The 21,355-nt window shown below is 33.7% G+C and carries 20 protein-coding genes; 2 read left to right on the forward strand and 18 right to left on the reverse strand.

What is annotated here, in order from left to right:
- Positions 1-25: 25 nt before the first annotated feature.
- From JM658_RS08930 to JM658_RS08990, 13 genes are all read right to left on the reverse strand, one after another.
- Positions 26-1,138, reverse strand: coding sequence for an imelysin family protein (locus tag JM658_RS08930; RefSeq protein ID WP_236958912.1), 1,113 nt, complete (start codon positions 1,136-1,138; stop codon positions 26-28).
- Positions 1,139-1,179: 41 nt separating this feature from the next.
- The gene (locus JM658_RS08935; protein WP_236958913.1) at positions 1,180-2,397 is read right to left on the reverse strand and encodes a DUF4856 domain-containing protein; all 1,218 of its coding nucleotides are present in this window, start codon (positions 2,395-2,397) and stop codon (positions 1,180-1,182) included.
- A gap of 127 nt (positions 2,398-2,524) precedes the next feature.
- Positions 2,525-3,388, reverse strand: a complete 864-nt coding sequence (locus JM658_RS08940; protein WP_236958914.1) for a hydroxymethylglutaryl-CoA lyase — start codon at positions 3,386-3,388, stop codon at positions 2,525-2,527.
- Positions 3,388-4,047 (reverse strand): HAD family hydrolase, encoded by a 660-nt coding sequence (locus tag JM658_RS08945; RefSeq protein ID WP_236958915.1) that lies wholly within the window; start codon positions 4,045-4,047, stop codon positions 3,388-3,390. The genes JM658_RS08940 and JM658_RS08945 overlap by 1 nt, the downstream gene beginning before the upstream one ends.
- A 116-nt stretch (positions 4,048-4,163) precedes the next feature.
- Positions 4,164-5,651 (reverse strand): carboxypeptidase regulatory-like domain-containing protein, encoded by a 1,488-nt coding sequence (locus JM658_RS08950; protein ID WP_236958916.1) that lies wholly within the window; start codon positions 5,649-5,651, stop codon positions 4,164-4,166.
- 9 nt (positions 5,652-5,660) lie between these two features.
- Positions 5,661-7,052: a CsgG/HfaB family protein gene (locus JM658_RS08955; RefSeq protein WP_236958917.1), complete on the reverse strand. Its 1,392-nt coding sequence runs from the start codon at positions 7,050-7,052 to the stop codon at positions 5,661-5,663.
- A gap of 6 nt (positions 7,053-7,058) precedes the next feature.
- Positions 7,059-7,463, reverse strand: coding sequence for a curli production assembly/transport component CsgF (locus JM658_RS08960; protein ID WP_236958918.1), 405 nt, complete (start codon positions 7,461-7,463; stop codon positions 7,059-7,061).
- 12 nt (positions 7,464-7,475) lie between these two features.
- Positions 7,476-8,201, reverse strand: a complete 726-nt coding sequence (locus JM658_RS08965) for a CsgE family curli-type amyloid fiber assembly protein (RefSeq protein WP_236958919.1) — start codon at positions 8,199-8,201, stop codon at positions 7,476-7,478.
- A gap of 9 nt (positions 8,202-8,210) precedes the next feature.
- Positions 8,211-8,705 (reverse strand): hypothetical protein, encoded by a 495-nt coding sequence (locus JM658_RS08970; RefSeq protein ID WP_236958920.1) that lies wholly within the window; start codon positions 8,703-8,705, stop codon positions 8,211-8,213.
- An 81-nt stretch (positions 8,706-8,786) separates the two neighbouring features.
- On the reverse strand, positions 8,787-10,289 hold the full coding sequence (locus JM658_RS08975; protein WP_236958921.1) for a hypothetical protein: 1,503 nt from the start codon (positions 10,287-10,289) through the stop codon (positions 8,787-8,789).
- A 99-nt stretch (positions 10,290-10,388) separates the two neighbouring features.
- Complete coding sequence (locus tag JM658_RS08980) at positions 10,389-11,153, reverse strand: hypothetical protein (RefSeq protein WP_236958922.1); 765 nt, start codon at positions 11,151-11,153, stop codon at positions 10,389-10,391.
- Between the two features lie 293 nt (positions 11,154-11,446).
- Positions 11,447-12,064 (reverse strand): LysE family translocator, encoded by a 618-nt coding sequence (locus JM658_RS08985; protein ID WP_236958923.1) that lies wholly within the window; start codon positions 12,062-12,064, stop codon positions 11,447-11,449.
- A gap of 5 nt (positions 12,065-12,069) precedes the next feature.
- Positions 12,070-13,086 carry a quinone-dependent dihydroorotate dehydrogenase gene (locus JM658_RS08990; protein ID WP_236958924.1) on the reverse strand — a complete coding sequence of 339 codons (1,017 nt, stop codon included), beginning with the start codon at positions 13,084-13,086 and terminating at the stop codon, positions 12,070-12,072.
- Between the two features lie 274 nt (positions 13,087-13,360).
- On the opposite strand from JM658_RS08990, the gene pepT reads away from it, so the two are divergent.
- Together pepT and JM658_RS09000 are read left to right on the forward strand one after the other, a co-directional pair.
- Positions 13,361-14,599: a peptidase T gene (gene pepT, locus JM658_RS08995; protein WP_236958925.1), complete on the forward strand. Its 1,239-nt coding sequence runs from the start codon at positions 13,361-13,363 to the stop codon at positions 14,597-14,599.
- Positions 14,586-15,179 (forward strand): YdeI/OmpD-associated family protein, encoded by a 594-nt coding sequence (locus JM658_RS09000; protein WP_236958926.1) that lies wholly within the window; start codon positions 14,586-14,588, stop codon positions 15,177-15,179. Before pepT ends, JM658_RS09000 begins: the two co-directional genes overlap by 14 nt.
- Positions 15,180-15,257: 78 nt before the next feature.
- Here the strand turns inward: JM658_RS09000 and JM658_RS09005 are convergent, their stop codons facing one another.
- From JM658_RS09005 to JM658_RS09025, 5 genes are all read right to left on the reverse strand, one after another.
- Positions 15,258-18,125 carry a TonB-dependent receptor gene (locus tag JM658_RS09005; RefSeq protein WP_236958927.1) on the reverse strand — a complete coding sequence of 956 codons (2,868 nt, stop codon included), beginning with the start codon at positions 18,123-18,125 and terminating at the stop codon, positions 15,258-15,260.
- A 179-nt stretch (positions 18,126-18,304) separates the two neighbouring features.
- Complete coding sequence (gene yajC, locus JM658_RS09010) at positions 18,305-18,604, reverse strand: preprotein translocase subunit YajC (protein ID WP_236958928.1); 300 nt, start codon at positions 18,602-18,604, stop codon at positions 18,305-18,307.
- A 14-nt stretch (positions 18,605-18,618) separates the two neighbouring features.
- The gene (locus JM658_RS09015) at positions 18,619-19,083 is read right to left on the reverse strand and encodes a DUF1573 domain-containing protein (RefSeq protein WP_236958929.1); all 465 of its coding nucleotides are present in this window, start codon (positions 19,081-19,083) and stop codon (positions 18,619-18,621) included.
- Between the two features lie 93 nt (positions 19,084-19,176).
- Positions 19,177-20,118 carry a transcription antitermination factor NusB gene (nusB, locus tag JM658_RS09020; RefSeq protein ID WP_236958930.1) on the reverse strand — a complete coding sequence of 314 codons (942 nt, stop codon included), beginning with the start codon at positions 20,116-20,118 and terminating at the stop codon, positions 19,177-19,179.
- Positions 20,119-20,208: 90 nt separating this feature from the next.
- On the reverse strand, positions 20,209-21,312 hold the full coding sequence (locus tag JM658_RS09025; protein WP_236958931.1) for a Glu/Leu/Phe/Val family dehydrogenase: 1,104 nt from the start codon (positions 21,310-21,312) through the stop codon (positions 20,209-20,211).
- Between the last annotated feature and the right edge of the window lie 43 nt (positions 21,313-21,355).

Raw genomic sequence — 21,355 nt, forward strand, 5'->3', positions numbered from 1 at the left:
TTAATTCAATTAGCACAACTACATACTAATCTCCGTCGTTATCTTGATAAGAAATTGTCACGTTTAAAGCAGAAACCATATCATTTTTAAACAAAATAGTGTTTACTTGCAACAAATCTCGCAACCCAATAAGAGCATTGTTATTATTTTCAACTTCATAAGAAAAGCTTTCATTTAACTTTGAAGCCTCCTCTCTAATCACATCAAACTGTTCTGAAATGTCGTCAGCAAGTTCATTTTGATCTAACCCCTTTAGAGCATCATAAATACTAGCTCCAGTAACATTAGTAGCTCCAGTTCCTAAATAAAAATCCTTAGAAGCGTCCAGTGCTTTCAAAAATAACTCTTTAGACATATCATTAACATAGTAAGCCTCAACACGATCTGGAAATTGTTGCCCTGAAAGAGCGCCTGCGGGGATTCCCACCTTTCCACTTCTAAGAAAACGCTCATAATAAGACACATATGCATTTACAGTTTTATTAAAAGAAGCATTCACCGCATCACTATCATTATTAACATATGTATCACGGTATCCTGTTTTCCAATTTTCTAAAACTTGCGAACCTAATTTATCCAATCTATTTACTAATGCTAGCAAATAATCTTTTGCTGCTACTTGGTCTTCAAAATACGTTAAAACCATCTCATCGGTTTCTCCTGTACCATAAAGCAAATAATCTAAAGCTGGAAATCCTTGCTCTGAAAATGAAGAAGGTAACTCTAAATTATAACTTTCTAATCCTCCAGTTTTGGCATCTATATTCGCCTTATTAGTTGGATAGATATTTGTGAAATTTCTTAATTGAATTCTTTCAGCTTCCCCAATCTCAAACATTGACACATGCTGCCAAGACAAATAAGCCTCTTTGTATGCAACTTTAAGATCTGTTAAACTCTGAATATTAGTTTCTACAACAAAATCATTTGCAGCTTTTGTAAGTTTAGAAGTTGCACTAACATATGCCGTATAATTAGGCATGATAAAATTATCTGCCCAATTTGTTAATATACTCTTTCGGTTAAAATCATTATCTCCTCCAGTAGGGTTTTCATCTCCATCATTATTACTACTATCAGAACTACAACCCAGAACAACTAAGGTTACTATTAACCCTATCCATTTATTTAACTTCATATTATTATATATTGAAAGTATATCAATTCAATTTAGACTTATTAATCTACTGCCTGTGCTACGGTAAAACCAAATTTTGCAGCTATCTCTTCAGAGATTTCCTCTAACACTTCAGGAGAAACATCCCATAAACCATATTCTCCTTGCATCATCTGATCTATAAACCCATTTACTTCAGAACTTGAAAAATAAGGAGCATCAGTTTCTGGATTATGAGTAAACTGTAAACTAAAAACAAAACCATATCCTTCTGACAATTCATGAAAAGCACTTCCAAAATCTTCCGCTTCAATAGAAGCTTTCCCTCCCATCAAATAGTGAACAGCTCTTACAGCTGGTACTATTGAAAGATTTTCTTGGATAATTTCTGCTTGTTCATCTCTAACTTCGTAGTTTTTTGCAACGATAGCAGCTCTTCCTAACTTAAAAGCATCAAAAACATTTGCAGCAACTCCATTAAAATCAGAATCTTCATCTACCTGTCCTAAATAGCTATTTAAAAAACGATCATCACCTAATGTCAAATTTGGGTTTGTAGGATCTTGAGAAGCACCGTATAAATAACCATAAGCTTCATCCCACTTATGTTCCATAGTAGTGTAGTTTTTACCATCTTCTACTATATCATCATCATTATTACTTCTGTTATCTCCTTGATCTAAAACATCATCACTCAAATAGTTATTGATTGCTTGATCTAACATTAACGAACCAATAATAGATTTAGCAAAAGTTTGATTATACTCCAAACCATTTGCACTTACATAACGTATTCTTGTTGATCCAACTCCAGTAATCTGTCCAGCTACTCCTTTTTCAGCAACAACTTCTTGATTAGGAAAAACTTCATTTATCTGAGAAGAAAGAAACCCTTCTAATTTTGTTTTAATTTCATTACTTAACACAGTATTAGTTGCAAAGTATTCTGCAGAAGCCGCAACTTTACTTTTTATACTCTTACCTGACTCGTTTAAAGCTGTATCAGAGAAAGGATTCTCTTCATTTGCATACACGTTTAACAATAGAGCTTCACTTGAATTATCAAAATCCATCATTGCAGATGCTAATTCAGTAGCCATTGCAATTCTTTGTGTTTGACCAGTAAAACTTACTGTAGTTTCAGACCCTCTATTAAAAACGTAACTAGCAGGAGCAGTAACTTCTATAACCTCTTCACCTCCCATATTATCATCGTCGCTTGAACACGATGCTATAGCTAAAGAAGCTATTAATAAAGATTTTGTAAATGTTGACTTCATAATTTATTTAGACTTAATATATATAAATATGAAGCAAATATAGATTATGTTAACGCTTTTAACAAACTTATTTAGATTTAATTTAAATTATATTGTTCTATAATAAAAAGGATTTCAATAGAAAATATTAATGATAATATTGAAATAAATCTAAAGCTTCATTATAAGCACTTTCAAAACTCATTGCTTTGATATTAGAATCAGCCTTTACAGAATTGGAATAAGAAAATAATTTTTCTGTAGGCATATTTCCCGTAAGTTCATCTGCAGCCATTGGGCAGCCACCAAAACCTTGAATCGCTCCATCAAACCTTCTGCAGCCCGCTTTATATGCTGCGTCTACTTTTTCATGCCAACTATCTGGAGTAGTATGCAAATGTGCTCCAAATTCTACTTTTGGAAATTTTGGTATTAAATTAGAAAATAGATAATCTATAGTTTCTCCTGTAGAAGTACCTACCGTATCAGATAATGAAAGGATTTCGACTCCCATGGCCGCTAATTTTTCAGTCCACTCCCCTACAATCTCAACATTCCACGGATCTCCGTAAGGATTTCCAAATCCCATAGATAAATATGCAACAACCTTTTTATCATGTTTATATGCATGCTCTAAAATCTGCGAAAGCAATAAAACACTTTCTGCAATTGTTTTATGCGTGTTTCTCATTTGGAAGTTTTCAGAAATAGAAAAAGGGTATCCCAAATAATCGATCTCTGGATGTGTACATGCATCTTGAGCCCCTCGTAAATTTGCAACAATGGCCAATAATTTACTAGAAGTATTAGAAAGGTCTAATTGAGATAACACTTGAGCTGTATCTACCATTTGTGGGATGGCTTTTGGAGACACAAAGCTTCCAAAGTCTATAGTATCAAAACCACAACGTAAAAGAGATTGGATATACTGAACTTTTTTTTCAGTAGGAATAAAGGTTTTTATTCCTTGCATGGCGTCTCTAGGACACTCGATTATTTTTACAGCCTCCATTATGAAGCTATTTTTTTTATTACTTCTGAAGTCAATTCAGAAAAACTATCTACAATTAGATCTGCTGCAGACAAATCTTGGTTTCCAGAGTTTACATTTCTAAACCCGATACAAGTCATCCCAGCAGCTTTAGCAGCAGTTACCCCATTATAACTATCTTCAATAACAATAAATTTTGAAGGGTCTTCATCAAAATGAGCTGCTACATTTAAAAAAATATCAGGGTTCGGTTTGCTTCGAGCAATCGATTCTCCACTCACCATATAATCAAAAAAAGGAGCTACTCCAATTTCATCAACAAACCGGTTTATTAATTTTAAAGAGGAAGAGGAAGCCAAAGAGATTGTAAAATCTAATTCTTTCAAACGATTAATAAAAGCAACTACACCCTCCACAGGTGGTACATCTATAGAAGCTACTTCAATAAAGAATATCTCCTTATGGAAAGTCATCAATTCTCGAGCATTCGTTTCTAAACTGAAATCTGATCTTATTTTTTCCCACATCGGCACTGCAGCCATCCCCACCAAAGTTTGATGGTAACTATGAGAAAAATCTAGACCAAGTTCTCCAAAAACTTTCTTCAATATTTCTTTATGCATAGGTTCGCTATCCATGATAACGCCATCCATATCAAAAATAAAATAGTTCCTTTTCAAAATCAGTTGCTTTTAAACCAAAGGTAAACAACCTACACAGGTTTCACAAGTGTTTTCTAAAACCCTTAACCGTATGTTTTATAATAAAAGAAACTATTCTATTTATTTCTTAAAAATTATTGGTTTGGCATTTTTCCACTAGGAGCAATCTGAGTTCTCTCTACCGGAAGACCGTCAGCAGAAATATTTACATACATAACTTTTCCACTAGAAGCACTACTACTTGAATTAACAAATAAAACTAGCGACTCATTAGAAGAGAATCTTACATCTGTATCATTGGTTCCATTTGTCTTCTCTGCACTAACATCTACAACAGCACCATCACTCAATCGGTATGTATACATTCTAGAGTTTAACTGTCTGCCGCTATCACTTTCATATCCTGAAATATCATGCGTATAGAGAACTTTACTTCCGTCTACAGAAATATCTACACCTCCAACGGTTCCTGTTACTCCACTAATAACAGTATGAGTTGTTGCTCCTGAAGCATCGATAACATACACAGCACCTTCGTAACCAGAAATATTAGTTTCTAAAATAGCTACTTTAGAACGATCAGCGCTCTGATCAATATCCAAAATATACCTACCACTTGCAGCGGTATAGAACAGTTGACTACTGCCGCCATTAGCACCAACCTTATATATTTTATCATAACTTGGGAATATCAATGAAGCATCATTATCTGCCCAAGAAAAACCTAAACGCTCATTATCTATACCTTTAGGAGAAATAGAGCTCGTGAGTTGCTTAAGGTCACTTCCATCTAGATTCATTACAAAAAGTTGTGTTTTCCCAGCTACCGTTCTATAAAAGGCAAGCTTACTTGCATCAGAATTTAATATAGGTCTGAAACTATTATAAGAACTGCTAGTAATTTGTGATTCATTTCCATCAGAATCAATAGAGAATATTACATTATTTCCGTCTACAACCTTTACAAAAAGGTAATCGAAAGTTGGTGTTTTTGAAGTTGTAAATGAACTTACTTCACTTAAAACAGGATCATTAATACTATCGGAAACTTTAACTTGCCAGAAATATTTCAATCCATAACTAAGATTATCAACTGTATAAGTAGTATCCTTTATTTCTGTGAACCTTAAGACGTTATTATTCGCGCTATTTTTAATTTCTAGTTCATAGGTAAGTTCATCACTTTCATTATCTTCAGCATTCCAAATAAACTGCACAGACAACTCTTGATCATCTGCTCCATCTGCAGGTGCTATTAAAACTGGAGCAGAAGGTTGTTTATTATTAGCAGTCTCTATATTCAGTTCAAAAATTACATTTACTTCCAATCCTGTTTTTACGTTTGCCCCTTCAAAAGCAGTTAAATACCCATCTTTCTCAGCTTGAACAGAATATTCCCCTTCTTCAACATCATTTAAAACAAATTCTCCATTCTCATCAGTAAAAACTGTAGACGTAGAAGGACTGGTAGAAATCTTAACATTTTCAATTGGAGCGTTCTCTCCACTCAAAACTACTTTACCTGTTATAGTTCCAGTTCCAAAAGTATCGATAGTATCCTCGCTACAAGCAGCAATACACACTACAAATAATAATATTAAAACTTTTTTTATTGCATTCATCTTGTAAAGTTATTTTGTAGATTGAAATTTATTTTTTACTCCTAAGGTGAAATTTACCCCAAGCCCGAAATTATAATAATAATCATCCCGATTACCATTCTCTATATAATCTAGATTATCCGAAAAAGTCATGTTTTGCTCTGCAAATAGCTTTATTGAGAATTTCTGATTAATAAAATATTCTAGTCCCAATCCATATTGAATTTTAAAGAATGTGCTCTCGCTATTTTCTGGCGTATCATCATCATCAAAACCAAAAAGAATACCTGGACCTCCATAAATAAAAGGTGTTAAATCGTCGTTTGGAAGAATTGTAAGACCAAGATTAGTGTCTACTGAAGCAAATTTCCTACTGAATAAATCTCCATTATTGAGTTCAAAAGTATTTGCATTTAGATTTAGTGATAAATAGCGGGATGCTCGATATTTATAATCAAATCTAAAAACCGGTCGAACCTCAGCATTTCCATAATCTCCATTATTAAGGCTAGCACCAAAACTTAAACCCAAAGAATGACTATACTGCCTGTCTATGTATTTTCTGTTATAAAGTTTTGTTAGTGAAGCTTCTTCTTTTTCTTCTTGATATGCAGTTAATAAAGCATTTTCTTCTGCTACACCATCTTTAGCATGCCATAAATCTGCTTCCATTCCTTCTAAAACCAAACCTTCTACAGCTTTTTCTATTGCTTCTGTTACTGCTAATTGAATAGGTTCATTTCTTGTAAAACCAACCTCAGCTTCTAAAAGTCTTTGAAACTTAACATATTTAAATAAACTAGCGTCTAGCGCTTGTGATAATATGGTTTTAGAAACATAAATATTTTTAAGGATTTTTCCGTTGGAAGTAGAAATGGCTCTAAGGTATATGGTTACTCTATCTTGTCTATATTGTGTGCTTCCGCCAACTCCAAAGTAACGAGCTCCCATTCCGCCAGTAATAATATTAGAATCGTAAGAAACAATTCCTCCTTCTAATAGAATTCCAGCAAACAATAATGGTGGCACTCCAGGATTTCCGTCTTGCTGACCTTGATATTCTTGCCTTGTAGAACGTATGATATTACGTTCATTTAATAGATTTCCTATATTCTCTCTTTCTATAGGAGTAAACCACCCAGAATCTTCTAATGCATTTATCAAGATTGCAGTTCCCCCTTGTGTAACAGCTGTACTAAAAGTACTTCCTATTTCGGTCTGCTTGTATTGTCCTGTTAAATCTCTAAAATTATACACCCCAACTACAACTTTACTTTCTGGTTCTGGCAAATTAGTAAGTCGTTTTGTTGCTGCTGTATTTTCGCCTATTCTAGCATCTGTAAAATCTACAGGTTGGTTAAAATAAGTTCCACAACCGGTTATAAACAGTAAGCTTATTCCAGTTAAAATTCGGTTAATCATAATAAATTATTGATTTGGTATCACTACTTGGGTTTGCTCTCCTGTATCTGTATCTAAAATATCTATCACCAATCCGTCTTCAGATGGGTAGATATCTACAGCTAAACCTTCTAATGCATAACTCCCTTCTTCCAAAGCACCATCGCCGAATTGTTCAGAAAATAAATTTCTTGTAATCTGACTTAATAACTGTGAGTTTAAACTTTCTTTAAAAGAGTCTAAACTTGATCCTTGCTCATAATCTGTTGCATTAGGATCTGTAAAAGAATTTTGTGCTTGAGCAGAACTTAACAGCCATTGGTAATTAAAAGTTTGCCCTCCAAAATTTGGATTTTTAGGTGTGTATACAAGACTTTGAGCACTAAGTCCAGTAAAAGTTAGTAGTAATAATAGGTTGATTAGTAACTTCATTATTATAATTATTTAATATCGTGTTGGTCCGACGCTAGCTTGTTCTAGTTTTTGCAAATAGCCATTTAAATATATCATAGCTTGATCTGCATGAGCTTTTAAAAAGTCTAATTTAGGCTGAGCAAAAAATTGATATATAATTACATCTCCAACCTTAACTAGAATTCTTGTTGATCTTCCAAAACTTATAGCTTCTTCTATTTTTATAATTTTATTTGTTTTTATATCATTCATATTATATTTCTGATAGAAAAAACCATAAAAATCTTTACCTGCCTTTGTTTTTGTGTCTTCTTCAACAATCCCTTCTAAAATGATACCTTCATTTTTCTTATTAAAAGACTCCACTTGTTTTTCTTCTTCAAAAGAAAGAACTACTCGTTTTGTGCTTATTGGTTTTCCTTCATTATATATTAAAAGCAACACAATAGTTTCCAAAGAATCATTCTTCTGAATCTGTGTTTCTGCCAACAGTTTATTTTCATATGGTTCGAGGGTAAAGCGACCTTCATCGGTGCTTTTATCTATATGCTGTTGTGCATCTTTAACTATTATAGAAAACTCATAAGTCAGACTGTAATTTGTATTAGTCAAATTTTTCCCTGAAGCTGTTATGAAAACAATCCCCTCCTTTGGCCCTTTAACAATAATTTCTGCCGCTACCTCCTTATTAAAATTTTGAGCTAAGACAGAAAGAAAAGGAAAAAATAATAGGATTATTTTTATAAAATTCTTCAAGAGAAATTTTTATTTATAGTTCTTAACAATTACAGAACGGTCACTTCCAGTCATTTTAATCGTCATATTATCTCCAATACTGTTAGTTCCATATTTTTCTACCAATAAATTATTTCCTTGCTGAACTGTATTCACTTCTGAAATATTACTTGTATTTGTACCTACTTCTTGCAAGAAGTTATTATTTCCAGTCTGCGTAACTACTTCTGTTAATTTATCTACAGATTTAAATTGATTCACTTTATTATTTACTCCAGTTTGATATAAAGAATAATTCATATCCTCTGACACGACATTTACATTGGCAGCATTTGCTTGTCCTATTTGTGAGATATAAATACCACTTTCTGAAACAGTCTTACTGCTAGCTTGCAAATTATTTTTCTGCACTTGATTTGCGGCTACAATGGTTTTATAATCCTCTTTAGTCACCTCTTGAGCTAAACCAATAGAGGTTATAAATCCACTAAAAAATATTAATAATATAAACTTTGTAGCATTCATTACTTTATTTTTTAAAGTAGTGAGGGAATTACTCCCTCACTACTTATTTATTTAATTGTGTGTTATTATAATTACTCAATCTTAGTTTTGAGAAATATTAGCATTATTTCCATTACCTAGTTGAAATACTCCACTAGTTTGACCCATTCCACTTTGTGAAACTGTACTCATATTATTAGACCCTAATTGAGCAACGCCACTAATATTTCCTACTCCTCCTTGAGTTACAGTACTTGTGTTTGCTGCACCAACTTGTAATACCCCATTAACATTAGCGGTACCTGTCTGATTTACTGTGCTAACATTGTCTGCACCTACTTGAGCCACTGCATTTATTTGTAGTGCACCATCTTGAGTTACAGCACTAGTGTTTGAATCTCCTAATTGGAATACACCATTTATTTGATTAGCTCCTGTTTGACTAGAAGTACTAGTATTTTCACCACCTACTTGTACAGCAACATCAATTTGATTAGATCCAACTTGTGTTACAGTTGCAGCATTTTCATTCCCTGCTTGATAAAGGAAACTTGCAGTCTCATCTCCTGTTTGTGCTACAGTAGCCTTGTTATCATCTCCTATTTGATCTAAATCACTAGAAATATCAGCAGATCCAAACCCAAGAAAAGTATTAACATTTGCCCCTTTTTGCGTAACAGAAGCATCATTTCTGTTTCCTTCTTGATTTACATCACTAGTTATATCATTACTAACAGTTCCAAATGAAGAAGTATTATACTCTTGGTCTACCACTGCATTGTTACGGTTTCCGTCTTGAGTTACTGTACTCGTAAGACCTTTCCCGCTTAAAAACTGTTGTGTTCCACTTTGAGTAACTGAAGCATTGTTACGGTTACCAAGTTGATCTATTGAACTTGTTGCATTATATCGATTTTGATCTACAGTCGCTCTATTACGATCTCCATCTTGCAATACAGTGCTTTGTAATTTTGTACTTGCTACAGAAGCATCGCCTTGAGTAACATTAGCTCTATTACGGTTACCTAATTGATCAACATCACTATTATTACTTTTTCCGTATTGAGTAACATTAGCTCTATTACGGTTACCCTCTTGATTTACATCACTTGTTAGCATGTCTCCTTCTTGGCTAACATTAGCTCTGTTACGATTACCATCTTGAGCTACTGTACTAGATAGTATTTTACCATCTTGAGTAACGTTAGCTCTATTTCGATTACCTTCTTGATCTATATCAACAGTATTTTTTCTTCCTTCTTGTTTTACATCAGCATTGTTACGATTTCCTAATTGGTCAACAGTAACATAGCTTTTGCTTGTAGCTATAGTTGCAGTACTATTCTGCTCTACAGTAGCATTATTATTATCTCCAGTTTGATTTACATCAGACTGAGCATATTTACCTCCTTGTGTAACCTCAGAGTTGTTATCATTTCCATCTTGAGTAATATTAGAAACAGTAAGCTCTCCAGCAGTTTGATCTACAACTACGTTGTTTGTATCTCCAGTTTGACTTGATACACTCAGGTTTTCTTGAGCTACACCTACGGACACAGCCAAACCACTCACTAAGAAAAATAGTGTGCTTTTATTTATTTTCATCTTGCTTTTTTTAAAAAATTAGAAATAAGATTTTAAGAAAAAAGCGAGCATAAATAATACATTAATATGCTCGCTCATTACTTATTTCAAATACAATGATTATTGGTTGATTGAAGCAGAGTTATTGTTACCCATCTGCATAGTGTTAGCCATATTTGAAGCCCCTACCTGAGTAACTCCAGCAGTATTAGCATTTCCATACTGACCTAATACAGACATGTTTTGTCCACCATCTTGCATTACAGTACTCATGTTTCCATTTCCTCTTTGTGTAACCTCTGAGTCATTACCCCAAGCATTCTGAGTAACACTAGAAGTATTACCATTACCTCTTTGTAATGTTACAGAAGTTTGACCAGCTCCTTTTTGAAGGTCTGTTGCAACGTTTCCATTACCAACTTGTCTTTGTGAAGAGTTATGATTACTATTTTGCTGAGTGATAGTAGCCTCGTTACCGTTTCCAATCTGCACTTGTCTAGCTTCAGAATCTATTGTTCCTCCACCTGCTCCATTAGTATATGGAGAACTTTGATCTACTGTAGCTGTATTACCATCTCCAACTTGTCTTTGTCTTGAGAAGTTGTCTCCTCCTGGTGCTTGTAATCCAGTGTCATTCTGAGAAGAAGATGCCATGTTACCATTACCTTCTTGTAAAATACGTGCATGGTTACCCTCAGCATTTTGAGCAACAGCAGCTTCGTTACCATTCCCTACTTGATCAACATAAGAGATTGCAGTACCTCCAACTTGATCTACTTGTACATCATTTCCGTTTCCAGTTTGAGCAGAAGTACTCACATTGTTTTGAGCCATCATTGTAGCTCCGAATAAAAGCGCCCCAGCGCATAAAATTACTTTTTTCATAATAGATAGATATTTAAATGGTTAAAAATATTAATAATCTAGAGCGTTCGGGGGACGAACAATAGCATTCTTCTACTTTGGGGCAGTAATTATTGAGTATTTCTCAATAACAATGTAAATGTATGAACAGGAATCTCATCTTGCATTTTAATCTCGATGAATAACAAAATTACTTGCTGAAATGAAGATTTTATTAAACTTTTCGTGTAATCCATATCTTTAACGAAGATTAAAATCTTCCTACAATAGAATTTAATCTATCTAAAAACAGTCAGAAAAGGATGATTTTACTCCTAAAAGAAAAGAAAAATTGCAATTCCCACGAAAACAATGATTTGAAGCCACTTTAAAACTACTCCAACGTTCTTATGTTTCAGTATATAATCAGACAACTTACCAGATAAAACAGCAATACAAGAAAAAATTATAAAAGAAACTACCATGAAGATCGCTCCTAAAATATAAAACTGCCATATGGAGTTTAAAGTATCGCTAAAAAGGAATCCAGGGAAGAATGCCAAAAAGAAAATAGACACTTTAGGGTTTAATACATTCATAAAGAACCCTTGCTTAAAAAGAGCTTTATATGTTTTTTTTGGGATTTGGGAAGAAGAGATATCAATTTCTGAACTCCCTTTATATACTTTATATGCCAAGTACAAAAGGTAACAGGCTCCAAAAAGCTTAAGAACTGTAAATAAAAAAGGTGTTTGTTTAATAAGTGTAGAAACTCCAAAAGCAACTAAAGTAGTATGTACAAGGCAACCTGATATTAATCCGCAAACTGTTACCAATCCACTTTTAACTCCATGAACCATACTTTGCAGAAGTACGTATATATTGTCTGGTCCTGGAGCAATTGCTAATGCCGCTGTAGCAAATACAAACGCTATTAACACTTCCGTATTCAAAATGACTATCTTTTAAGAAGTGCTTTATTTATTCTCTTCACTATAAAAGGACCTTCATAAATAAAACCTGTATACAACTGTACTAAAGACGCTCCTGCTTCCAGTTTTTCCATCGCATCCCCTTCGGAATGAATTCCCCCTACTCCAATAATAGGAAACGCACCTTTACTTTCTTTAGCTATAAATCTAATAACCTCCGTAGACCTTTTAGTAAGCGGCAGACCACTTAATCCTCCAACTTCCTCTTTATTATCCGAAGTTAAACCTTCTCTACTTATAGTTGTGTTTGTAGCAATAACACCTGCAATTTTTGTAGTAATAACAATATCTACAATATCCAATAACTGCTCATTTGTTAAATCTGGTGCTATTTTTAAAAGCACAGGTTTTGTTTTTACTTGCTCATTATTTAATGCTTGCAATGTATTTAAAAGCGCCGTTAAAGGCTCCTTATCTTGCAAAGCCCGCAAATTTGGAGTATTTGGAGAACTTACATTCACTACAAAGTAATCTACATAAGGATATAAAGCTTTAAAGCAATATGTATAATCATCTACAGCTTGTTCATTTGGAGTAACTTTATTTTTCCCTATGTTTCCTCCAATTAAAACACTTTTATTTTTTTTGAGTCGCTCAACAGCCTCTTCAACACCTCCATTATTAAAACCCATTCGGTTAACAATTCCCTTATCATCAATCAAACGGAATAATCGCTTTTTAGGATTTCCAGGTTGTGCCTTTGGAGTTAATGTTCCTATTTCGATATGTCCGAAACCAAAATTTGCTAACTCCTTATAAAGCATAGCATTTTTATCGAAACCTGCAGCAAGTCCTACTGGATTTTTAAACTTTAACCCAAACACCTCACGCTCCAAACGCTCATCTTCCACAACAAAACACGCACGGATTAACGAAGACACTCCAGGAATTTTATTAACGAATCTTACAGCCCATACAGTAAAATGGTGAACGTCTTCAGGATCGAAAAGAAAAAATAAAGGTCTTATGAGTAGTTTATACATGGTGTGCTAGTTTTTGCAAAAATACTTAAACTTAAAAATTTACCTCTATTTTTTTATGATTTAATTTAAGAAGCCCAAAGCAACATATAATTGCAATTGCTGTTACCCGCTTTTACTACTACACACCTTACTACTTTCCGTAGTAAGATGGGGTAGTACGCTCAATCGGGGCTAGTAACTTTCGCTTGCGTTTCTTAGTTATTTATAATAAGATTATAACCCGCCGCATACTTACATTCCAACTATTATACTATTTTTGATAAAAAACATTCCGATGCAAAATATTATAGACCGCTTTATTAGCTATGTTAAAATAGATACCCAATCTGATCCTAATAGTAATACAACACCTAGTACAGAAAAACAATGGAATCTTGCTAGGAAGCTTGTCGAAGAGCTAGAAGCTATCGGTATGGAAGATGTAACCATAGATGAGAACGCCTATGTAATGGCTACACTTCCTTCTAATATTGATCGTAAAGTTCCTACTATAGGTTTTATATCTCATTTTGATACTTCTCCAGATTTTTCTGGAACTAATGTAAATCCACAGATTATAGAAAATTATGACGGTAATGATATTGTTCTAAATGAAGAACAAAATATTATCCTATCGCCTAATTATTTTGATGACCTAAAGCAATATAAAGGACAAACAATAATCACTACAGACGGTACCACACTCCTAGGTGCAGATGATAAAGCAGGAATTACAGAAATAGTAACTGCTATGGAATACCTTATTAATAATTCTCACATCCACCACGGACCTGTAAGAATTGCTTTTACTCCAGATGAGGAAATCGGTAAAGGCGCACACAAATTTGATGTTAAGAAATTTGGCGCTCAATGGGCATATACATTAGATGGTTCTCAAATAGGAGAATTGGAATATGAGAACTTTAATGCTGCTGGAGTAAAAATAAAAGTTCAGGGTAAAAGCGTACACCCTGGCTATGCGAAAGGAAAAATGATTAATGCAGTAATGATTGCAAATGAATTTCTTTCATTAATGCCAAAAAAAGAAATGCCTCAATACACAAGCCATAGAGAAGGATTTTTTCATTTCTATGAAATAAAAGGAGATGTAGAGTATACTGAGATAAATGGAATTATAAGAGATCACGACCGTGACAAATTCGATGCCAGAAAAGAACTTCTAGAACGTGTTGTTTTTGATTTATCAGAACGCTTCGGGGATATTATTTCTTTAGAGATAAAGGATCAGTATTACAACATGAAAGAAAAAATAGAACCTGTAATGCATATCGTAGACATTGCAGAACAGGCCATGATAGATTTAGAGATAAAACCTCTTATAAAACCTATTAGAGGTGGTACCGATGGATCGCAACTTTCTTACATGGGACTTCCGTGTCCTAATATATTTGCTGGCGGACATAATTTCCATGGAAGATATGAATATGTGCCTGTCGAAAGCATGAAAAAAGCAGTTGATGTTATTGTAAAGATTGTAGAACTTACAGCAAAGCATTATAATGACAACGAATAATGCTGATGCCTATTTTAACAATAGTAGCTCGTGGAAAGACGAACTCCTTTCACTCCGTTCCATATTATTGGAGACAGAATTGGAGGAAACAATAAAATGGGGCGTCCCTACTTATACTATTGCTAATAAAAATGTTGTTGGCATCGCAGCTTTTAAGTCTTATGTTGGATTATGGTTTCATAATGGTGCTTTACTAAAAGATGATGCTAGAGTTTTAATAAATGCTCAAGAAGGAAAAACTGTAGCATTAAGGCAATGGCGCTTCAACTCCATAAAGGACATTGATGACAGCAAAAAGTTAATTAAAAAATATACAGAAGAGGCTATTACTAACCAAAAACTAGGTAAAGAAGTTCTTCTTCCGAAGAAGAAAACTATTGTTTCAAAAGTATTGGAAATAGCATTAAAGGAAGATAATAAACTTAATGAAGCTTTTAATACGCTCACAAAAGGTAAGCAGAAAGAATATCATGAGTATATTTCAGAAGCAAAAAGAGATGCCACTAAACTTAGTAGATTAGAAAAGGTAACTCCACTTATACTTACAGGTAAAGGCTTGCATAATAAATACAAAAAATAGCAACCTATCTACTCCTTCTAAAAAATAAAAGAGCAATGTTGAAATCAACATTGCTCTTTTGTTATATATAAAAATACATTAAAGATCTAAACGCAATCTAGCATATAAGAAACGACCTCCAATTCCAAATTGTTGAGCCGATCTAGACCAATCAAAACGACCAGAACTTCGGTTATCTTCTTGCGCTCTATCTGGGTACACATCAAAAAGATTGTTTGCCCCTACACTCATATTTAAAGAACTTGTAAGTTGATATCCAAAAGAAAGGTCTGTAACAATTTTTGGACTGTAATCATCCTGTTGATCAAGATTATTCGCTGCTTCTGTTACTTCACCAAAGAAAACATTTCTTAAGAAAACAGTATACTTTCCGCTAGATAGCAAATTAGAAAAATTCACTTTTACCCTTGGCACTGCCTTCTCTAAATAGATTCTACTACTTTCAGAGAAATAAGTATCTACTTGTCCGGCATCTTCTAAAACCTGAGAAGCATGTATATCTCCAACCTGTCTAGTTACCGATACAGCTGCAGAAAGATCATTTTTAAGATGAATTTTATCATTAAACGAAGCCTTTTGAGTAATTACCAAATCAAATCCTTTGGTTTCTGTATCTATCGCATTCGCAAAAAAGGCAGCTTCCTCCGCATTCGCTTGCGCTAATAAAACATCAATCTCAGATCCCGTTCCTGGTCCTGCAAAACGTCCTGTATAAATTACTCTATCTTCTATTCTAACAAAGAAACCATCCAAAGTAAAGCTAAGATTAGCACTCGGTATTTTTGCCGTAAAACCAGCACTTACACTTTGAGACTCTTCTTCTTTTAATTCTGGAATTCCTAACAACTCCGCTACGCGACTATTGTTTGAAAAAGTTCCTACTTCTACAGGGTCTCCATTATCAGCAAAAATAGTAGAAGTACTGTTAAAATTTAATTGATGTAAAGATGGTGCTCTAAAACCTGTACTTGCTGCTCCTCTTAAATTAAAATTATCATTCAACTTATAAAGAGATGAAAGCTTAAAGTTTATTGTGGAACCAAAGTCTGAATAATTTTCAAATCTCGTAGCGAACGTCAATAATAATTTTTCTGTAATATCTGCTTCTAAATCTACATAACCTGCAATACTGCTACGCTCTCTAGAAACTTCATTTTCTGGTCTAAATCCAGGAAATACTTGTGAACCTCCAGGTCTTGAGTTGCCAAAAAAGTCGACCGGTGGTTGCTGATTAATATTTGTAATTACTGCACCATTAACATCATACTGCACATAAGAAGCCTCCTCTCCGGCTATAATATCATATTTTTCGAAACGATATTCCCCTCCAAAAGCCACATTTAGACCTTCAAATACATTGTCATAAAAATGATTAAGATCTAAATTTGTAGTATTCTGAGTAAAAGAAAATCCTCCAGCATCAAATAAACTAGGAGATGCATTTAGCATAGACGTATTAGAAGTATTATCGATTTCATACAAAAAAGAGTTCTGTCCCCAAGTATTACTAAAATCAACATTCCATTCATTTACCATTCCTTTTATCCCTACAGAAATTGATTTATCCTTTATTTTAGAGTTTATCTCTGGAAGAAAACCATTGATATAAGCTGGTGTGTATGTTCTACTCTGATTTGGAAGTCTATAAAAACCTGCTGCTCCTCCTGTTCTGGAACTTATTCCTGCAAAAGAGTACAACTCTGTTCCTTGGTCATCTACAGGCAATGAAAAATTGGCAAAAAACCTTCCTCCGCGTAATTCAGATTGACCTACTCGCATATTATAGTCACTACGATTCTGGCTTCTAGCGATTAATTCATCCTCTGTTACATTATCTCCTAAAAGATCTTGAAGATCTTCAATAGTAGTCGCATTTTGTATATTATTCTTCATTTCAGGTGAAAAATAAGACACTTGACTCCCATACTGCTTAATTGCATCTACATCAGTAAAAAGATTAGAGATATCATATCCATCCGCATTAGCAACACGTTCAACAGCATTATAACCATTAAAAATACTCCCCTCAAACTCTTTCATTCTATTATAAGAATCTCTGTAGTCAAAATCTCCAGTAAAGTTTATATACCCACCTCGATCTCCTAATCCGATTCCGTAGTTTGCACTTATATTAGTAGTTTCTCCATCAACCCCTCCTTCTTGACCTTGAGCGTGACGAGAAAAATTAGCGCCTGTAGTTGCGTTTATACTCAACTTATTTACACTTGTATTCAAAACAATATTAATAACTCCTGCAATAGCATCAGAACCATATTGCGCAGCTGCACCGTCTCTTAAAACTTCAATTCTCTTTATTGAAGCGGAAGGGATAGCATTCAAATCTGTACCTACACTTCCTCTACCAAAAGACCCATTGATATTTATTAAAGAAGAAGTATGCCTACGCTTACCGTTTATTAAAACCAAGATCTGATCAGGACCTAAGCCTCTTAAAGAAGCAGGATCCACATGATCTGTACCATCGGCAATTGTCTGTGTATTAGACGTAAATGATGGTGCTACATAATTTAAAATTTGATTTAGATTTACCTGCGGCCCAGTAGAGATAAGCTCTTGTACATCTATAACATCAATTGGAACAGGACTATTAACGGTTGTTCTTGCAGGGTTTCTGCTTCCTACAACAACCACATCGTCTAAGGCTATTCCTGATTGTAATACTACATTCAACTTACCAGAAGATGTAACTTTTCGTTTCATAGTATCGAAACCTACATAAGAGAATACTAATGTCTCTCCCATCTCAACTTCTATTTCATATATTCCATCAAAATCTGTTGTTGTCCCTTTTGACGAATTTTCAACTGCAATAGAAACACCAGCCAAAGGGACTCCTGTCTCATCTTGAACTAATCCTGTAATTAACTCTTGACTCCATGCTGAAGTAATAAAGAGTAATATAAAAGGAAGTATAATTTTTCTCATTTATAGTTATTTTAGATTATATACTGCAAATATATAAGTAATAATACTATTACCCTAGCGATTAACTAGATTAATATAAGAAGTGAAAATCACATGCAACCCCCTTATTACTAATTAAATAAAACAAAAAGAGCCTCGATTCTAATGAATCGAGGCTCTTTTTATATTGTAAAAAATGCCTATTTCTTCTCCTTAACTGGAGCAGCTGGTGCATTTAATTTCTGTGAAAGCTCTAAAGATAATGCAGAACGTTCAAATTTCATTTTACCCGCCATCGTTTCGATAACACATGTATTATCGTTATTAAGGTCTACAATTTTACCGTGTAATCCACTTTTGGTAATTACGCGATCACCTTTTTTTAACTCTTGTGCGAATTTCTTTTCCTGCTTTTGCTTTTTCATACTCGGACGTATCATAAAAAAATACATCACTGCGAAAATCAAAATAAAAGGTGCAAACTGATTTATTGCTTCCATTAAAAAATATTTATTTATGCTTTAGGTTGTGCTGGAGCATCTTTAGGCTCAACAAATGCTTTTATTCTTAACTGCTCTGTTCCTTTCTCAGTGTTAGCAGTAATTGTTACAGTTTTTGTAACTGCATTTCTACCACTACCGTTATACTTCACTAAGATTTCACCTGTTTCTCCTGGTGCAACTGGAGCTTCTGGTTTCTTAGGAATTGTACAACCACAGCTACTTTTAGCATCTGTAACTACTAAAGGAGCATCTCCTGTATTTTTAAATTTGAAGACTTTCTCTACAGTTTGCCCTTGAGGAATATTCCCGAAGTCAAACTCTGTTTCTTCAAATTGCATCACTGGCAACTGCTTAGCTGCTTCGTCACGTTGCTCTGCTTTCGCTACGTTATCAGATTTAACTTTATTAGCTGCATTGTCTTTACAAGATGTAAAACTGATTGCTGCAATTGTAAGTATTAAAAGAACTTTTTTCATTTTAAAAGATTTTAATATGTTATTAAGTGGTTATTTAATTTGAGAATTTCATGAAACTCCACAAAATCAACCTCAAAAATACTAATATTTTTTTTACATCAAACCTCTCCCCGACTTATTTAACGAATCGTTGGCTTGATATTCTTTAACTAAATTATCTAAAATCCCGTTTATAAAAATACTACTCTTTGGAGTACTATATTCTTTAGCTATTTCTAGATACTCATTAATAGTTACTTTAACAGGAATGGATGGGAATTTAAGAAACTCGCAAATAGCCATTTTTAATAAAATAGCATCTAATTCTGCTATCCTATCTGTATCCCAGTTTGGAGTCTTCCCTTCTATTTCTTGCTCAATTTTTTCATCATTTAAAATTGTCTTTTTAAATAAAAGACTAGCAAATTGTTTATCATCTGCATCTTTAAATAATGGAGGATGGAAATAATCTTCAGGAGAATTAGGTTTTAATTTCTTAAACATTTTCACCAAAAGAGTATTTACCATTGGCAAATCATCAATCCAAGTAAGCTTTTTATCTTCGATATATTCATAGAGTTTTTCATTTGGAGCAATTACCTTTTGAAACAATTCTAAGATCACTTTTTTGTCATCTAGAAAATCGGTATTATCATTTGCTATATACTCCTTATAGATATCACTCTTAAGAATTTCTCTATAAATAATCTTAACATACTCATCATCTAAATCCCAACTTATACGACGATTGTCAAGCTTTTCTTCTAATACTGGATCGTTCGCTAATTTTAGTAAGATTGAATTTTCAATAAATTTCCTGTTCGGATTTCTTTCCTCCTTTGTAGCGAGGTATTTTTTTTGAGAAAGTGTAAGCTGTTGCTCAGCCATTTTTTGAGTCTCTACCAATAGACTTAAGAGTGTTAAGTACAGATTGTACATATTCTCCATACTATTGGATAAAAACTTTTCTTCGGTAACTAAATCAGTGTTTTGAGATTGTACAAATGCATAAATAGATTGCATTACCTTCACCCTGATGTGTCTTCTTGTTAACATGCTTAAAGAACTTACTTGCCTATATTAAATTATGAGGGCGAAAGAATCACTCTTTCGCCCTGCAAAAATAATATTATTTTAGAAACCCTCTTATTTTTTCTGCGCTAATTTTCTGTTATCAATTCTATTTTGCGCAATATTAAGTGCAGCTTCATGTGTTGTACAATTATTTGTGTCTGCATGATTAAAAATATCTAATGTAGTCTTATAGATATTTTCAGTTTTTCTTAGAATTTCCTTTTTATCGTAACCTTCTAATTCTGCATAAACATTTATAATACCTCCGGCATTAATTAAAAAGTCTGGCGCATAAGCAATCCCTCTTTCTTTTAATATTGCTCCGTGTATTTTTTCATCTGCAAGCTGATTATTTGCTGCTCCAGCAATAACCTTCGCATTTATAGCATTTACAGTAGCATCGTTTATCGTTGCACCTAATGCACAAGGAGCATAGATATCCATTTCTTGATTAAAAATATCTTTACCAGCAATAATCGTTGCTTTATATTTTTTTGATAGCTCTAAAAGTCTTGCTTCATTAATATCTGAAATATACAATTGAGCACCCTCATTATATAAATGATCTACCAAAGTTTCTCCAACGTGACCTACACCTTGAACCAAAACTTTTTTCCCTTCTAGATTATCATCTCCAAATTGGTAATGCGCAGCAGCTTTCATTCCCATAAAAACTCCGTATGCAGTAATTGGTGAAGGATTTCCTGCTCCTCCTTTTTCTTCTGAAATCCCAGTAACATAAGGAGTAACTTCACGAACAGTATCCATATCTGCCGTTTCCATACCTACATCTTCCGCAGTAATATACTTTCCGCTTAAAGAGTTTACAAACTCTCCGAAGCGTCTCATTAATGCAGGATTCTTCTGAGTTTTAGCATCTCCAATAATAACTGCTTTACCACCACCAAGATTTAATCCTGTAATAGCAGACTTGTAAGTCATTCCACGAGAAAGACGCAAAACATCATTTAAAGCTTCCCACTCGTTCTCATAATTCCACATTCTAGTTCCTCCCAACGCAGGCCCTAAAACTGTATTATGTATTCCTATTATTGCTTTTAATCCTGTATCTTTGTCCTGACAGAAAACAATCTGCTCATGATCATTAAATGAAAGTTGACCAAATACTGGATCAACTTTTTTAAGTTCTGTAGGAGCTATAATTTCTGAAACCATATTATTCTATTTTGTTTGCTTTAGATTTTAATATTGTTAATTT

The organism is Joostella atrarenae (assembly GCF_021764745.1).
GTDB classification, from domain to species: domain Bacteria; phylum Bacteroidota; class Bacteroidia; order Flavobacteriales; family Flavobacteriaceae; genus Galbibacter; species Galbibacter atrarenae.

Bases quoted from the DNA above. Each gene is read 5' to 3' on its own strand.
- JM658_RS08930 (WP_236958912.1), bottom strand. From the start codon at position 1,138: ATGAAGTTAAATAAATGGATAGGGTTAATAGTAACCTTAGTTGTTCTG.
- JM658_RS08935 (WP_236958913.1), bottom strand. From the start codon at position 2,397: ATGAAGTCAACATTTACAAAATCTTTATTAATAGCTTCTTTAGCTATA.
- JM658_RS08940 (WP_236958914.1), bottom strand. From the start codon at position 3,388: ATGGAGGCTGTAAAAATAATCGAGTGTCCTAGAGACGCCATGCAAGGA.
- JM658_RS08950 (WP_236958916.1), bottom strand. From the start codon at position 5,651: ATGAATGCAATAAAAAAAGTTTTAATATTATTATTTGTAGTGTGTATT.
- JM658_RS08955 (WP_236958917.1), bottom strand. From the start codon at position 7,052: ATGATTAACCGAATTTTAACTGGAATAAGCTTACTGTTTATAACCGGT.
- JM658_RS08960 (WP_236958918.1), bottom strand. From the start codon at position 7,463: ATGAAGTTACTAATCAACCTATTATTACTACTAACTTTTACTGGACTT.
- JM658_RS08970 (WP_236958920.1), bottom strand. From the start codon at position 8,705: ATGAATGCTACAAAGTTTATATTATTAATATTTTTTAGTGGATTTATA.
- JM658_RS08975 (WP_236958921.1), bottom strand. From the start codon at position 10,289: ATGAAAATAAATAAAAGCACACTATTTTTCTTAGTGAGTGGTTTGGCT.
- JM658_RS08980 (WP_236958922.1), bottom strand. From the start codon at position 11,153: ATGAAAAAAGTAATTTTATGCGCTGGGGCGCTTTTATTCGGAGCTACA.
- JM658_RS08990 (WP_236958924.1), bottom strand. From the start codon at position 13,086: ATGTATAAACTACTCATAAGACCTTTATTTTTTCTTTTCGATCCTGAA.
- pepT (WP_236958925.1), top strand. From the start codon at position 13,361: ATGCAAAATATTATAGACCGCTTTATTAGCTATGTTAAAATAGATACC.
- JM658_RS09000 (WP_236958926.1), top strand. From the start codon at position 14,586: ATGACAACGAATAATGCTGATGCCTATTTTAACAATAGTAGCTCGTGG.
- JM658_RS09005 (WP_236958927.1), bottom strand. From the start codon at position 18,125: ATGAGAAAAATTATACTTCCTTTTATATTACTCTTTATTACTTCAGCA.
- yajC (WP_236958928.1), bottom strand. From the start codon at position 18,604: ATGGAAGCAATAAATCAGTTTGCACCTTTTATTTTGATTTTCGCAGTG.
- JM658_RS09015 (WP_236958929.1), bottom strand. From the start codon at position 19,083: ATGAAAAAAGTTCTTTTAATACTTACAATTGCAGCAATCAGTTTTACA.
- nusB (WP_236958930.1), bottom strand. From the start codon at position 20,118: ATGTTAACAAGAAGACACATCAGGGTGAAGGTAATGCAATCTATTTAT.
- JM658_RS09025 (WP_236958931.1), bottom strand. From the start codon at position 21,312: ATGGTTTCAGAAATTATAGCTCCTACAGAACTTAAAAAAGTTGATCCA.